Origin of the sequence: Aeromonas finlandensis (assembly GCF_000764645.1) — a bacterium.
Classification (GTDB): Bacteria; Pseudomonadota; Gammaproteobacteria; order Enterobacterales; family Aeromonadaceae; genus Aeromonas; species Aeromonas finlandensis.
This window is the reverse complement of sequence record NZ_JRGK01000263.1, coordinates 1-12,922: the sequence shown is the minus strand read 5'-3', so window position 1 is coordinate 12,922 and position 12,922 is coordinate 1. Positions and strand designations below refer to the sequence as shown.

Here is a 12,922-nt window from a genome sequence, read left to right as displayed (position 1 = left end):
GGCGCATGCAGAACAAGAGCAATAATCAGGATCAGCAGTTGGCGCAGTGACTGCGGTTTTTACCTTCCCCCTTGGCGTGATAGAGCGCCGCATCGGCCGCCGCCAGCAGCTCCCCTTCCCCCTCCAGCGGTTGTTCTGCCGTGTAGGTGGCAATACCAACACTGGCGCTGAGTCGCAGATCTCCCGCCACCACTATGTCGAGATCGTTGATGGCCTGGCGGATCTCCTCCCCAATTCGCAAGGCCGCCACTCTGTCGGTATTGCCGAGGATCAGCGCAAACTCGTCGCCGCCAAAGCGGCAGGGCAGATCGGCCGGACGCTGGCAGAAGGATTGCAACAGATGGCCAACCAGCTGGAGGGAACCATCCCCCATCTGATGGCCCAGATGGTCATTACAGGCCTTGAAGTTATCCAGATCCAGCATGATGAGAGAGAGCGGAGTATGTTCACGCATGCAACGCCGCCACTCGTTATGCAGAAAATTATCGAACTTCCGCCGATTGGCCAGCCCGGTCAGGGGATCGTGCATAGAGAGGTTGGCCACCTCCAGTTCCAGCAACTTGCGCTCGGTGATATTGATATGAGCGATGGAATAAAACTCGGCCTCGATGCCGATCACCGGGGCCACTCGCATCATAAACCAGCGCTGGGTGTCCACGCTGTGGCAGGGGTACTCCAGATAGAACTTATCCTGCTGATGACGGATAACCCGAAGGATCCCCTCCACCGCCGCCACAGCCAAAGGATCCGCTTCGCCGTCACACGCCCCCATGTAGTTGACCCCGAGCCAGTTATATCCCTTGGGCATGCCGTTTTGCTCAGCAAAGAGATCCCAGGCGAGATTGGTGTAGTGGATCACGCCATTCCGATCTATCACCGAGATCTGGTCTTCCAGCGAATCCAGCAGCGCAGCCAGATAATGGGCTCGCTCGGAGAATAGACTCCGAGACCTCTGTATATCGTCCACCATGATGGCCATCCTGTGGCAAAAGTGGCGCACCGCCACCTATTAACAATTAAGTCAGCAGATAGAGTAAAGCACCCAATTCCCACTTAGCCAACTGAGACCACAGCCCACGAGATCACACCATCCGGCAAGGTTTCAGGCCAGCGCCATGCACCGGATAAAAAGAGAACGAAATTTCAATATGTAATTGATAAATAATATTTAATTCTCACACCACTGATTTTCACAGGGGATGCCATCGCCCTCTCCATCCATTTTGGTATTCGGGCAATGTTGCAAAAACCAGGTTGCCTCCTCGCAGGAGGTCATCTGGGAGCAATATTCCCGGCCATCGCACTGGTAGCGTTGAGCCGGTTGCGATGAGACCTCACTGAAACTGCTGCCACTGCTGCTAACAGAGGGGGTCGGCAAGGGCGCCATCGACTCGGCCGAGAAGCGGGAGTAGATGGAAAAGAGGCCGGCGAGCACCAGCAGGGGGATCAGTTTGCCACTCCAACTGCTCTTGCGGCGCCGGGAGGGGTTAATCCGCTCTCTGGTCGCGGTGGGTCGTGGCGGCTGACTTGCCGCCCGCAATGATGGCGCCGCCGATGATGCGGCTGATATTGCTGCTGATGGTGCGGCCAATGACGCGCCCGACGGCCCTGCATCGGCAAGGGTGAGCGGGCGATCAGGGAAAAACACCTGTAGCGCCCTCGGTTTGCCATCCTGGCCACTGCCGATCAGATAAGTAACGCGCTCCCCCGGCTCGGGCACGCGACCATCTGATTGCAGCGCCGTGACATGCACAAACAACCTCGCACCACGCAATCCTGCGGTTGCCTGCTCGGCGCCATCTTGTTCCGGTGTAATAAACCCAAAGCCGCGCGCCTCGTTCCAGTTCGCGATCCGTCCCTGATAACGCATCTGTCCATCCTTGTTGCTATCCATGTGAGCACTATCTTGCCCGGCAATCATGTTGCCCAAAAGTGCTGCGGCCCGACAGGGGGCCGCAGACTAAATGTCAAAACAGTGATCGAGCGCAGCCAGCGTTAAGGATCAAGCCAGCTGGGACACCTTGATGATCTCGGCGATGCGACCCAGCATGCGCAGCGAGGTGTGGTGCTCAGTGGCATCTGCGGCGGCGCAGGCATCCTCCAGAATGGTGATGGCGTAGTCCCTGTCATGACCATCCCGTGCCGCAGCCTGAATAGCCCAGCTGGTGCTCACCCCGCACAGATAGAGGTGGTCGATGTGGTTGGCCCGCAGCGCAGGCTCCAGCGCCGTACCGTAGAAGGGGCTCACTCTGGGCTTGGCCAGCACCAGATCGCCGGACTGCACATCAAGATCGGGGTGAAAGTCGGTGCCGCTGTCACCAAGAGAGAGCGCGCCAAGCTGATGAGCCCGACCAAACATGGGGGAGCCCTTGGGTTGCAGCTGATAGCGGCCGTCAAAGCCCACCTTGATGAGCACTACCAGCCAGCCGTGAACACGGGCATGGGCCAGCGCCTGATTGGCATGCCTGATGGCGTTCTGCTCCAGCACATGGGCAGCCGAGACGGCGATGCGCCCATCGGGATGGGCAATATCGTTGATAAAATCGATCACCAGTAGCGCCTTGTTCATCCCTTCTCTCCCCAATCAAGTGGTTGATAGCCGACCCGTTATACCCACTTTTTCGCGCCAGCACAGCCCAGCCCGCCAACCTCGTTGGTATGGCCAGCCCGCTTATGCCTGAGCATCACCTGGGTAGAGGGTGACCACCAGATCGAGCCCCTGTTCAGCCAGCCCCAGCAGCTGTGCGGCCGGCAGCCGGTTTTGCAGGATGGGCGCTGCGCCTGACTGGTAACCCAGATCCATCTCCTTGCGCAGGCACCCCTGCCAAAGGGGCAAAACCGACTCGGGCAGCGCCGCCAAGATGGCGAGCAGGTGCGCTACAAGTTGTCGCGGCTCACTGTAATTGCCCTCTTCGGCGAACAGCTCCAGGCGTCCGTGCCACAGCCCCTCTTCCTGATGGAGCGCCAGACAATCCATCCCGCCCTGCACCAGCGCAGCAACCAGCGGCTGCAGATCCTGCGCGCTGGTCAGCTCCAGATCACCGTTGATAAAGTGACACTTTTCCATCTGCATCCTCCTATAGCGGCCTCTGGTTACACCAGTCCAAGCGCGTAGCGCAGCGCCATCTCCTTGAGCGGGCCCGCCTTGTCCGCCAGATTGAGGGCCAGATTGCGGGCCAGCTTGAGGGGGCCAATCTCGTTGCTGAACACTCCGTAGAAGAGATCCATCCCCGACTGCATCAGCAAGTTGTCGGGGCGACGACGGCGCTCATAACGGGTGGCGAGCGCCAGCTGATGCCAGTCGGCGCCAGCCCCTTGCAGCAGATCGACCCAGCAGGCCACATCCTTGAAGCCGAGGTTGACCCCCTGCCCCGCCAGCGGGTTGATGGTGTGGGCGGCATCGCCAAGCAGCACCACCCGACCGGCGTGGTAGTCGTTGGCGTGGCGGCGCACCAGCGGGAAGCTCCCTTTGCCGGTGACAGTGAAGCCGCCGAGGCGGCTTGGGAAGTGGCGGCGCACTTCGGTGGCGAGCCCCTCGTTGCTCATGGCAGCCAGCGCCCGGATACGGGCCGGGCTGTCATACCACACCAAAGATCCGTGCTGGCCGGGCAGCGGCAGGAAGGCGCGCGGGCCGCTCGGGGTGAACTGCTGCCAGGTGATATCTTCCTGTGCAAAGTCGGTGTCGATATTGATCAGCATGCAGTGCTGGCGGTACTCGAAGCGCGACACGCCGATGCCAGCCAGCTTGCGGGTATGGGATTCGGCGCCGTCGCAGGCAAGCACCCAGCGGGCGGCCAGCTCGGTGCCGTCATCCAGGGTTAGTACCGCCTCATCCGCACTCTGGCACAGGCTCGCCACCGCCGCCGGGGTGTGGGTCTGGATGGTAGGAAAATCCTCCATCCGTTTGAGCAGGGCGAGCTGCACCAGCCGGTTTTCGATGATGTAGCCAAGCTGGGGCAGGCCGAGATCGGCGGCGCTGAAGCGGGTGGCAAAGCCATCCAGCTCCCAGGTCTCCAGTCGGCGGTAGGGGCAGAGCCGCATCTGCTGCAGATGGTGCCAGGCGCCAGCCTGCTCCAGCAGCGCTACCGAAGCCTGACTGATGGCGGAGACCCGCAGATCCAGCGGCTGCTCCGGCGCGTAATGCTCCGGCAGGCTAGTTTCGATGACCCGCACCGAGAGGCCCTGGGCCGCCAGCAGACAGGCGGTGGCGGCACCCACCATGCCAGCGCCGACGATGGCGATATCACACTGTTCCATACATTTATTCCTGAAAGGGTGCGTCCGGCGACAGCGCCCGGACGTGAACCGGATGGCAGCATGATAGCGCAAGGGCGCCTGATAAACAGTGAGGCAAACGGGGAATTGCTGCGTCAAATCAAGGAGAAAGCGGATCGAGCCCGCGGGCGGCCGGTATCGGGTGAGCACCATTGCCAGCTGGATATTAGCTAGGCAGTATCCAGATTGCGGAGTAAAATGCGCGGTCCTTTGACCATGCCGATTTCAAAACAAGTCAAGAGAAGCAATGAGCAAGAAACTTCACATTAAAACCTGGGGTTGCCAGATGAACGAGTATGACTCGTCCAAAATGGCCGACCTGTTGGATGCCAGCAATGGCTACACCCTTACCGAAGAGCCCGAAGAGGCAGATGTCTTGCTGCTGAATACCTGCTCCATCCGCGAAAAAGCGCAGGAGAAGGTGTTCCATCAGCTGGGTCGCTGGAAAAAGCTCAAGGCCAAAAAGCCCGCTCTGGTGATCGGCGTGGGTGGCTGCGTTGCCTCTCAGGAGGGCGATGCGATTCGCCAGCGCGCTCCCTATGTGGATATCGTGTTCGGCCCGCAGACCCTGCATCGCCTGCCCGCCATGATCAAGGAAGTGCAGGAGGGCCGTGGCGCCCAGGTTGATATCGCCTTCCCCGAGATCGAAAAGTTCGACAACCTGCCCGAACCACGCGCCGAAGGGGCCACCGCCTTTGTCTCCATCATGGAAGGCTGCTCCAAATACTGTACTTACTGCGTGGTCCCCTACACCCGCGGTGAAGAGGTGAGCCGTCCGATGGATGACGTGCTCTACGAAATTGCCCAGCTCGCCCAACAGGGTGTGCGCGAAGTGAACCTGCTCGGTCAGAACGTCAACGCCTATCGTGGCCCGACCTTTGATGACGGCATCTGCACCTTCGCCGAGCTGCTGCGTCTGGTGGCCGCCATCGACGGTATCGATCGCATTCGCTACACCACCAGCCACCCGATCGAGTTCACCGACGACATCATCGAGGTCTACAAAGACACCCCGGAAGTGGTCAGCTTCCTGCACCTGCCGGTGCAGAGCGGCTCGGATCGCATCCTGACCATGATGAAGCGCCCGCACACCATCCTGGAGTACAAATCCAAGATCCGCCGCCTGCGTGCCGCCCGTCCCGACATCACCATCAGCTCCGACTTCATCGTGGGCTTCCCGAACGAGACGGACGAAGACTTTGAAGCCACCATGAAGCTGATCGAAGAGATCAACTTCGACATGAGCTTCAGCTTCATCTTCAGCCCGCGCCCGGGCACCCCGGCCGCCGACATGCCCGATGATGTCGACATGGAAGTGAAGAAAGCCCGTCTGGCCCGCCTGCAGCACGTCATCAACAATCAGGCGATGCAGATTGGCCGCGCCATGTTGGGCACCACCCAGCGCATCCTGGTGGAAGGGCCCTCCAAGCTCGACCCGATGCAGCTGTGTGGCCGCACCGAGAACAACCGGGTGGTTAACTTCGAAGGGCAACACACCCTGATCGGCGGCTTTGCCGACGTGGAGATCACCGAGGTTCGCCCCAACTCCCTGCGCGGCAAGTTCATCCGCGGCGAGAGCGAGATGAACCTGCGGATCGCCACCGCCCCGAGCGAGATCCTTGCTCGTCGTCCCGACAATGTGCCGGACGAACTGGGCGTGGCCGCTTTCACACCCCATTAATCCCCTCCTCCCCATTCGCTCGGCGGATGGGGAGCGCCTTGAGACGAGGATATTTTGAGCCGACACATCTCGACCCTGAATCTGCATCTGGAGCCCGCCGACAACCAGCGCCTTGCCAGCCTGTGCGGCCCCTTCGATGACAACATCAAGCAGCTGGAGCGCCGCCTCGGCGTCGAGATCAGCTACCGTGACAGCCACTTCCAACTGGTGGGCAAACCGGCCCAGCTGGATGCCGCCGCCGTCATCCTCAAGCACCTCTATGTGGAAACCCAGCCCCTCAAGGGTGGCAAGGTGACCGACATCACCCCCGACATGGTCCATCTGGCCATTCAGGAGTCACGGGTACTGGAGCAGGATGACGAACCGGCGCCGAGCATCCCCTACGGCAAGGAGGTGACGGTCAAGACCAAGCGCGGTCTCATCAAGCCACGCAGCCCAAATCAGGCCCAGTACATCGCCAACATCGTGCGCCACGACATCTGCTTCGGCATCGGCCCCGCCGGTACCGGCAAGACCTATCTGGCGGTCGCAGCGGCGGTGGATGCACTGGAGCGTCAGGAGATCCGCCGCATTCTGCTGACCCGTCCGGCAGTGGAAGCGGGGGAGAAGCTGGGCTTTCTGCCCGGGGATCTCTCCCAGAAGGTGGACCCTTACCTGCGCCCGCTCTACGACGCCCTGTTCGAGATGCTGGGCTTTGAGCGGGTCGAGAAACTGATGGAGCGCAACATCATCGAGGTGGCGCCGCTCGCCTACATGCGTGGCCGCACCTTGAACGATGCGTTCATCATTCTCGATGAGGCTCAAAACACCACCACCGAACAGATGAAGATGTTCCTGACCCGGATCGGCTTCAACTCCAAGGCGGTCGTCACCGGTGACATCACCCAGGTAGACCTGCCGCGCAACGCCAAATCCGGCCTGCGCCACGCGCTGGAAGTGCTGCAAGGGGTCGATGGTCTGTCGTTCAACTTCTTCGAGTCCAAAGACGTGGTCCGCCACCCGGTGGTGGCCCGCATCGTGCAGGCTTACGAGGCATTCGATGCCAAGCAGGCAGCGGAAAAAGCAGCCCCCATTTTTGGGAAAGAGAGCATCGGGAAAGAGAGCACCAGCAAAGAGAGCGAGCAATGAGCGTAACCCTGGATCTGCAACTGGCCAGCGCCAGCACTGACGGCCTGCCCACCGAAGCTCAGCTGCAAGGCTGGCTCGACGGCACCATTCTCGGCTTCCAGCAAGAGGCTGAAGTGACGGTGCGAATCGTCGACGAGGCGGAGAGCAACGAGCTCAACCTCACCTATCGCGGCAAGGACAAGCCCACCAACGTGCTCTCCTTCCCGTTCGAGGCGCCGCCCGGTCTGGAGCTGCCGCTGCTGGGCGATCTGGTGATCTGCCGTCAGGTGGTGGAACGGGAAGCACAAGAGCAGAACAAGCCCCTCATGGCCCACTGGGCCCACATGGTTGTGCACGGCAGTCTGCATCTGCTAGGTTATGACCATATCGAGGATGAGGAAGCCGAAGAGATGGAGCAGCTTGAGCGCGACATCATGCAGGAGCTCGGTTTTGCCGACCCTTATCTGAACGACGAAGAGTAAACAGCCGGACGGTCATCGACTTGAAACAGCAGGTGGCCATCCTTATATAACCCGAACAATTTCAAGTGTGTTTAAGCGAGTAACCAAGAGAAAAAATGACCGACGATCACCCTAGTACCGGCTCGCCGAAGAAAACCTGGCTCGACAAACTCAGCCAACTCTTCCAGGGCGAGCCAAAAGACCGCAATGATTTGGTAGACGTGATAGCCGATGCCGAAGAGCGAGACCTCATCGATCAGGACACCAAGGACATGATCGAGGGGGTACTCGAGATCGCCGAGTTGCGAGTACGCGACATCATGATCCCCCGCTCCCAGATGGTGACCATCGAGAAGTCCCAGCCGATCGACGAGATCCTGCCGGTCATCATCGAATCCGGTCACTCCCGCTTCCCGGTGATCAACGAAGACAAGGATCATGTCGAGGGCATTTTGCTCGCCAAGGATCTGCTCCCCTTCGGGTTTGGCGGCCATCACGCCAGCGAGCCGCTACAGCTCGAGAAAATCTTGCGCCCCACGGTGATCGTGCCCGAAAGCAAACGGGTTGACCGTCTGCTCAAGGAGTTCCGTGAAGAGCGCTACCACATGGCCATCGTGGTCGACGAATTTGGTGGCGTCTCCGGTCTGGTGACCATCGAAGACATACTGGAACTGATCGTTGGCGAGATCGACGACGAGTTTGACGATATCGAGGATGAGCCGGACGAAATTCGCCGCCTCAGCAAGCGGGTCTTCTCCATCAGCGCCCTGACCGAGATCGAGGATTTCAACGACTTCTTCGGCACCAAATTCAGCGATGAAGAGGTGGATACGGTGGGCGGTCTGGTGATGCACGCCTTCAGCCACCTGCCCAAGAAGGGCGAGGAGATCGAGCTGGACGGCTACCTGTTCAAGGTGATGCATGCCGACCGGCGTCGTCTGCAGCAGTTGCAGGTGAAGATCCCCGAGCACCACGCGGCGGCGCAATCCGAACCGCAGTAAGCAAATCCACTCGATGCCTGAAACAGCGCCCCGACTTCGGGGCGTTGTGCTGTCTGCAACCGGCATCGAGGCTCGCCGTTAACCCTCTTACAGGTTAAGATACCGGCCATTCGACCCCAGTTGCACACCAAGACGAGCACAATCGCCCGTGAAATCATCTCCCGTTACATCAAGAATCCTGTTGAGCCTCAGCGCGCTGGCCTGTGGCGCTATTGCCGTACTGGCCTTCTCCCCCTTCGGCTACTGGCCGCTGGTGATCCCCTCCCTGCTCGGCCTCTACGCCCTGCTGGACAAAGCCACGCCGAAACAGGCCGCCTGGCGCGGTTTTGGCTATGCGATGGGACTCTTTTTGCCGGGGCTATGGTGGATCCACGTCAGCATGACCGAATTTGGCGGTATCCCGCTGCCGGTCGCCTTCGTGCTGCTGGCCGGGCTCTCCGCCTATCTGGCACTCTACCCGACGCTCGCTTGCTGGGCCTTCGCCCGCTTCTTTGGCGGCCGTCACTGGAGCCGCTGGCTACTCGCCTTCCCGGCCCTGTGGTTGATGGCTGACTGGCTGCGCGGCTGGGTGATGACCGGCTTCCCCTGGCTCTGGTTTGGCTACAGCCAGATCGACGGCCCTCTCAAGGGCTTCGCCCCCATCCTCGGGGTACAGGGCATCACGCTGGCGCTGTTGTTCTGTGCCTCCGCCATCTGGCTGGTGTGGAAGTCCCGCTCCCCGCTCTGGCTGGCGGTGCCTGCCCTGCTGGTGGCCGGTGCCCACGGTCTGATGCAGCTCAACTGGGTCACCCGTGGCGAGCCGGTCAAGGTGGCGCTGGTGCAAGGCAATATCGCCCAGTCCCTCAAGTGGGATCCGGAGGCGCTGGCCCCCACGGTGCGCACCTATCAGGATTTGAGCCGCGAGAATCAGGATGCCGACATCATCGTCTGGCCGGAGTCGGCGATCCCGGCTATCGAGAAGGCGATGGGCCCCTATCTGGAGAATCTGGACAAGGCGATGAAGGTGAACGATACCGGCCTGCTGGCGGGGATCATCCACTACGACGAGCAGCAACAGCGCTTCTACAATACCGTGCTCGGCATGGGGGTACAGGATGCGGATGGCAAGGAGTCCTACTTCTACAACCACCCCAACCGCTACAACAAGTACCACCTGCTGCCCATCGGCGAGTTCGTGCCGCTTGAAGATCTGCTGCGCCCCATCGCCCCCTTCTTCAACCTGCCGATGTCCTCGTTCAGCCGGGGTGACGAAGTGCAGCCCAACCTGATCGCCAAGGGGCTCAAGTTCGCCGCGGCCATCTGCTACGAGATCATCTTCCCGGAAGAGCTGCGCCGCAACGTCAATGCCGATACCGACTTCCTGCTGACCGTCTCCAACGACGCCTGGTTCGGCACCAGCATCGGCCCCTGGCAGCATATGGAGATCGCCCGGATGCGCGCGCTGGAGCTGGCACGTCCGCTGCTGCGCGACACCAACACCGGCATCACCATCGTCACCGAAATCGATGGCAGCATCATCGGCCAGATCCCGCAGTTTGAAGCGGGCGTGCTGCGCAGCGAGGTGCGTCCCGCCCACGGCGAGACCCCCTACATGCGCTTTGGCAGCTGGCCCCTCTACGGCCTGACCGTGCTGCTGCTGGGTCTGGCGCTGGCGCTGCGTCCCAAGGCCCACCCCTGGGCCCGCGAGCTGTAAGGGCCATCCGCAATCCCCGATAAACAACGAGGCGCCCGCAGGCGCCTCGTTTTTTTCTGTCATCCCCTCACAGAGATATGCCGGAGAAGGACATAAAGCCAAGGGACATCAGCCCCGCCACGATAAAGGTGATGCCGATGCCTCGCAGCCCCTCGGGTACATCAGCGTACTTCAGCTTCTGACGCAGCCCGGCCATGGCGACAATAGCCAGCAGCCAGCCGAGCCCGGAGCCTGCGCTGTAGACCAGCGACTCGACAAAATCGTAATCCCGCTGCGCCATAAACATCACCCCGCCAAAGATGGCGCAGTGCACCGTCAACAGCGGCAGATAGATGCCGAGCGCCTGATAGAGGCTTGGAAAGTACTTGTCGAGCACCATCTCCATCACCTGTACCAGCGCCGCCAGCACCCCAATGTAAATGATGTAATCGAGAAATCCCAGATCGAATTCGCCGAAAAAGGTACTGCCTGCCCGCAAGATATGGCGGTAAATCAGGTTGTTGAGGGGAATGGCGATCACCATTACCACCAATATCGTCATACCGAGGCCGAAGGCAGTGTTGATGTTCTTCGAGACGGCCAGAAAGGTACACATCCCCAGAAAGAAGGCCAGGGCGAGGTTCTCGACAAAGATCGAGTGAATAAACAGGTTGAGGTAGTAGTCCATTGGGTGTGCTCACCAGGTGTTTGCGCAAAGAGAGAAGTCTGCCTCTGGCCGATGGCCAGCAGCATGGACGAAACAACAGAAAGCGCGGACGCAACACCGGACGATAGACCGCTGGCAGCAGGTGTCAGCCTGCCCCGCCAGTCACTCAGGAGCGTTCAACAGCAGTGTGAAAACCTAGATGTGCATCCGCCAGCAGGGTGAGCTAGTCGCCGTGACAGAAACGATATTGCAGGTGGCGGCAGAGCAGCAGCCGTCGGTGCAGATAACCGAAGTAGCCGGGGAGCTGCCTGACATAGACGAGAGGGAGAACCAGTAGCAGACCGCAGAGCAGGCCAAGGATATCGTGCTGGAACCAGGCCAGCACCATCTGATAGCGCTCGGAGTGAGTGGCCCCTTCCAGCCGCCGCCCCTGCTCGAAGCTGAGTCGCCACTGGGAGGCAGGAGGGAGACTGACACTGTTGGCCAGTCCCTGATCGGATTGCTCATGCAGTTGCATCGAGACCCTCTGCCCCGCCGACACCTGATGAGGCGTTGCAGTGATCCCTACCGCAGCGAAAGCGGCAAACCACAGCAGGCTGGCGATAGCGAGGGCCATCGCCCAGGTCGATAGTCGGCCAGAAGGCAGCAAAGCGTCAGTCCCGTTCAAACAACAAAATGATGCGGGGATGAATGTATCACAACGCCTCTTTTTCTTGAATTTGAAACCGTACAAACCGACATAAAACGAGACTAAAAACCCTCTTACTCAGAAAGCCAGCAATTAAAAACCAACATAACAAAGCGGTAGCGTCACCCCTGGCCCACAGTAAAACGGCCACCCGAAGGTGGCCGTCGTCAGCGATGTCAGCGACAAAGCAGCGATGCTACCGGCTCAAAGACCGGCCGCCTCCAGATGCTCCACCAGCAGCTGCACGCTGCGGTTGCCGCGCCACTCGTTGACATCGAGCCGGTAGACCAGCCGCACCCGCTTGACCGAAGCATCGGGCCAGCGCTTGAGATCGACGCCAAAGGCGATGGCATCCACCGCGTGACCGGAATCGGTGGTCAGCATCATCTTGAGGTGCTTCTCCCCCACCAGCCGCTGCTGCACCAGCACAAATTCGCCGTCAAACAGCGGCTCGGGGAACGCCTGCCCCCAGGGACCGGAGGCGCGGATCAGCTCCGCCAGCTCGAGGGTGAGCTCATCCGGCAGCAGCTCGCCGTCGGTGAGCAGCACCCCGGTCAGCAGCTCGGGGGTTACCAGCTCGCTGATGACCGCCTCGAAGGCCCGGCCGAAGGCTTCGATATTGGCCTTGGGCAGGGTCAGCCCCGCAGCCATGGCGTGGCCGCCAAACTTGCCCATCAGGCCGGGGTGGCGGGTGTCGAGCAGTTCCAGCGCATCGCGCAAGTGCACCCCGGGGATGGAGCGGCCGGAGCCCTTGAGCTCGGTTTCGCTACTCTCGGCAAAGGCGATGACCGGGCGGTAGTACTTCTCCTTCACCTTGGAGGCCACCAGCCCCACCACCCCCTGATGCCACTCGTTGCGGTGCAGCACAATGCCCGACGGCACCTCGCCATCGCGAAAACGGATCTGCTCCAGGGTGGCGAGCGCCTCCTGCTGCATCCCCTGCTCGATCTCCTTGCGCTCCTGATTAAGGCTGTCCATCTCGGCCGCAAGCTGGCGCGCCAGATTGAGATCATCGCTCAGCAGACAGGCGACCCCGAGGGACATGTCATCGAGGCGGCCCACCGCATTGAGGCGCGGCCCCAACGCAAAACCGAGGTCGGCGGCGGTGAGGCGACGACCATCGCGGCCCGACACATCCACCAGCGCCTGAATACCGGGGCGGCAGCGGCCGGCCCGGATCCGCTGCAAGCCCTGATGGACCAGAATGCGGTTGTTGCCATCGAGCGCCACCACGTCAGCCACCGTGCCGAGGGCCACCAGATCGAGGTAATCTGCCACATTGGGGGTGCGCAGCCCTTGCCGTTCGTACCAGCCGAGCTGGCGCAGATGGGTGTTGAGAGCCGCCATCAGGTAGAAGGCCACCCCCACCC

The 12,922-nt window shown here is 60.9% G+C and carries 13 protein-coding genes; 5 read left to right on the top strand and 8 right to left on the bottom strand.

What is annotated here, in order from left to right; all coding sequences use genetic code 11:
* Positions 1 to 31: 31 nt before the first annotated feature.
* The 5 genes from LD28_RS0113705 to LD28_RS0113685 all read right to left on the bottom strand — a co-directional run bounded on the left by LD28_RS0113705 (position 32) and on the right by LD28_RS0113685 (position 4,257).
* Complete coding sequence (locus LD28_RS0113705; protein WP_033137515.1) at positions 32 to 970, bottom strand: sensor domain-containing diguanylate cyclase; 939 nt, start codon at positions 968 to 970, stop codon at positions 32 to 34.
* 198 nt (positions 971 to 1,168) lie between these two features.
* Positions 1,169 to 1,870: an excalibur calcium-binding domain-containing protein gene (locus LD28_RS0113700; RefSeq protein ID WP_033137514.1), complete on the bottom strand. Its 702-nt coding sequence runs from the start codon at positions 1,868 to 1,870 to the stop codon at positions 1,169 to 1,171.
* Positions 1,871 to 2,002: 132 nt separating this feature from the next.
* Positions 2,003 to 2,569 (bottom strand): cysteine hydrolase family protein, encoded by a 567-nt coding sequence (locus tag LD28_RS0113695; RefSeq protein ID WP_033137513.1) that lies wholly within the window; start codon positions 2,567 to 2,569, stop codon positions 2,003 to 2,005.
* Between the two features lie 102 nt (positions 2,570 to 2,671).
* Positions 2,672 to 3,067 carry a hypothetical protein gene (locus tag LD28_RS0113690; protein WP_033137512.1) on the bottom strand — a complete coding sequence of 132 codons (396 nt, stop codon included), beginning with the start codon at positions 3,065 to 3,067 and terminating at the stop codon, positions 2,672 to 2,674.
* 26 nt (positions 3,068 to 3,093) lie between these two features.
* The gene (locus LD28_RS0113685) at positions 3,094 to 4,257 is read right to left on the bottom strand and encodes an FAD-dependent monooxygenase (RefSeq protein ID WP_033137511.1); all 1,164 of its coding nucleotides are present in this window, start codon (positions 4,255 to 4,257) and stop codon (positions 3,094 to 3,096) included.
* A 265-nt stretch (positions 4,258 to 4,522) separates the two neighbouring features.
* On the opposite strand from LD28_RS0113685, the gene miaB reads away from it, so the two are divergent.
* From miaB to lnt, 5 genes are all read left to right on the top strand, one after another.
* Positions 4,523 to 5,956 (top strand): tRNA (N6-isopentenyl adenosine(37)-C2)-methylthiotransferase MiaB, encoded by a 1,434-nt coding sequence (miaB, locus tag LD28_RS0113680; RefSeq protein ID WP_033137510.1) that lies wholly within the window; start codon positions 4,523 to 4,525, stop codon positions 5,954 to 5,956.
* 54 nt (positions 5,957 to 6,010) lie between these two features.
* Complete coding sequence (locus tag LD28_RS0113675) at positions 6,011 to 7,084, top strand: PhoH family protein (protein WP_033137509.1); 1,074 nt, start codon at positions 6,011 to 6,013, stop codon at positions 7,082 to 7,084.
* On the top strand, positions 7,081 to 7,545 hold the full coding sequence (gene ybeY / locus LD28_RS0113670; protein ID WP_033137508.1) for an rRNA maturation RNase YbeY: 465 nt from the start codon (positions 7,081 to 7,083) through the stop codon (positions 7,543 to 7,545). The genes LD28_RS0113675 and ybeY overlap by 4 nt, the downstream gene beginning before the upstream one ends.
* Positions 7,546 to 7,640: 95 nt before the next feature.
* Positions 7,641 to 8,525, top strand: a complete 885-nt coding sequence (gene corC, locus LD28_RS0113665; RefSeq protein ID WP_033137507.1) for a CNNM family magnesium/cobalt transport protein CorC — start codon at positions 7,641 to 7,643, stop codon at positions 8,523 to 8,525.
* A gap of 148 nt (positions 8,526 to 8,673) precedes the next feature.
* On the top strand, positions 8,674 to 10,218 hold the full coding sequence (gene lnt / locus LD28_RS0113660; RefSeq protein ID WP_033137506.1) for an apolipoprotein N-acyltransferase: 1,545 nt from the start codon (positions 8,674 to 8,676) through the stop codon (positions 10,216 to 10,218).
* A 67-nt stretch (positions 10,219 to 10,285) separates the two neighbouring features.
* Here lnt and nqrE read toward each other — a convergent pair whose 3' ends face one another.
* From nqrE to LD28_RS0113645, 3 genes are all read right to left on the bottom strand, one after another.
* On the bottom strand, positions 10,286 to 10,885 hold the full coding sequence (gene nqrE / locus LD28_RS0113655; RefSeq protein WP_033137505.1) for an NADH:ubiquinone reductase (Na(+)-transporting) subunit E: 600 nt from the start codon (positions 10,883 to 10,885) through the stop codon (positions 10,286 to 10,288).
* A gap of 202 nt (positions 10,886 to 11,087) precedes the next feature.
* Positions 11,088 to 11,480 carry a hypothetical protein gene (locus LD28_RS0113650; protein WP_033137504.1) on the bottom strand — a complete coding sequence of 131 codons (393 nt, stop codon included), beginning with the start codon at positions 11,478 to 11,480 and terminating at the stop codon, positions 11,088 to 11,090.
* 276 nt (positions 11,481 to 11,756) lie between these two features.
* Positions 11,757 to 12,922: DHHA1 domain-containing protein (locus LD28_RS0113645; RefSeq protein ID WP_033137503.1), on the bottom strand; the 1,166-nt coding region annotated here is incomplete at its 5' end.

Bases quoted from the DNA above. Each gene is read 5' to 3' on its own strand.
- LD28_RS0113705 (WP_033137515.1), bottom strand. From the start codon at position 970: ATGGTGGACGATATACAGAGGTCTCGGAGTCTATTCTCCGAGCGAGCC.
- LD28_RS0113700 (WP_033137514.1), bottom strand. From the start codon at position 1,870: ATGCGTTATCAGGGACGGATCGCGAACTGGAACGAGGCGCGCGGCTTT.
- LD28_RS0113695 (WP_033137513.1), bottom strand. From the start codon at position 2,569: ATGAACAAGGCGCTACTGGTGATCGATTTTATCAACGATATTGCCCAT.
- LD28_RS0113690 (WP_033137512.1), bottom strand. From the start codon at position 3,067: ATGGAAAAGTGTCACTTTATCAACGGTGATCTGGAGCTGACCAGCGCG.
- LD28_RS0113685 (WP_033137511.1), bottom strand. From the start codon at position 4,257: ATGGAACAGTGTGATATCGCCATCGTCGGCGCTGGCATGGTGGGTGCC.
- miaB (WP_033137510.1), top strand. From the start codon at position 4,523: ATGAGCAAGAAACTTCACATTAAAACCTGGGGTTGCCAGATGAACGAG.
- ybeY (WP_033137508.1), top strand. From the start codon at position 7,081: ATGAGCGTAACCCTGGATCTGCAACTGGCCAGCGCCAGCACTGACGGC.
- corC (WP_033137507.1), top strand. From the start codon at position 7,641: ATGACCGACGATCACCCTAGTACCGGCTCGCCGAAGAAAACCTGGCTC.
- nqrE (WP_033137505.1), bottom strand. From the start codon at position 10,885: ATGGACTACTACCTCAACCTGTTTATTCACTCGATCTTTGTCGAGAAC.
- LD28_RS0113650 (WP_033137504.1), bottom strand. From the start codon at position 11,480: ATGGCCCTCGCTATCGCCAGCCTGCTGTGGTTTGCCGCTTTCGCTGCG.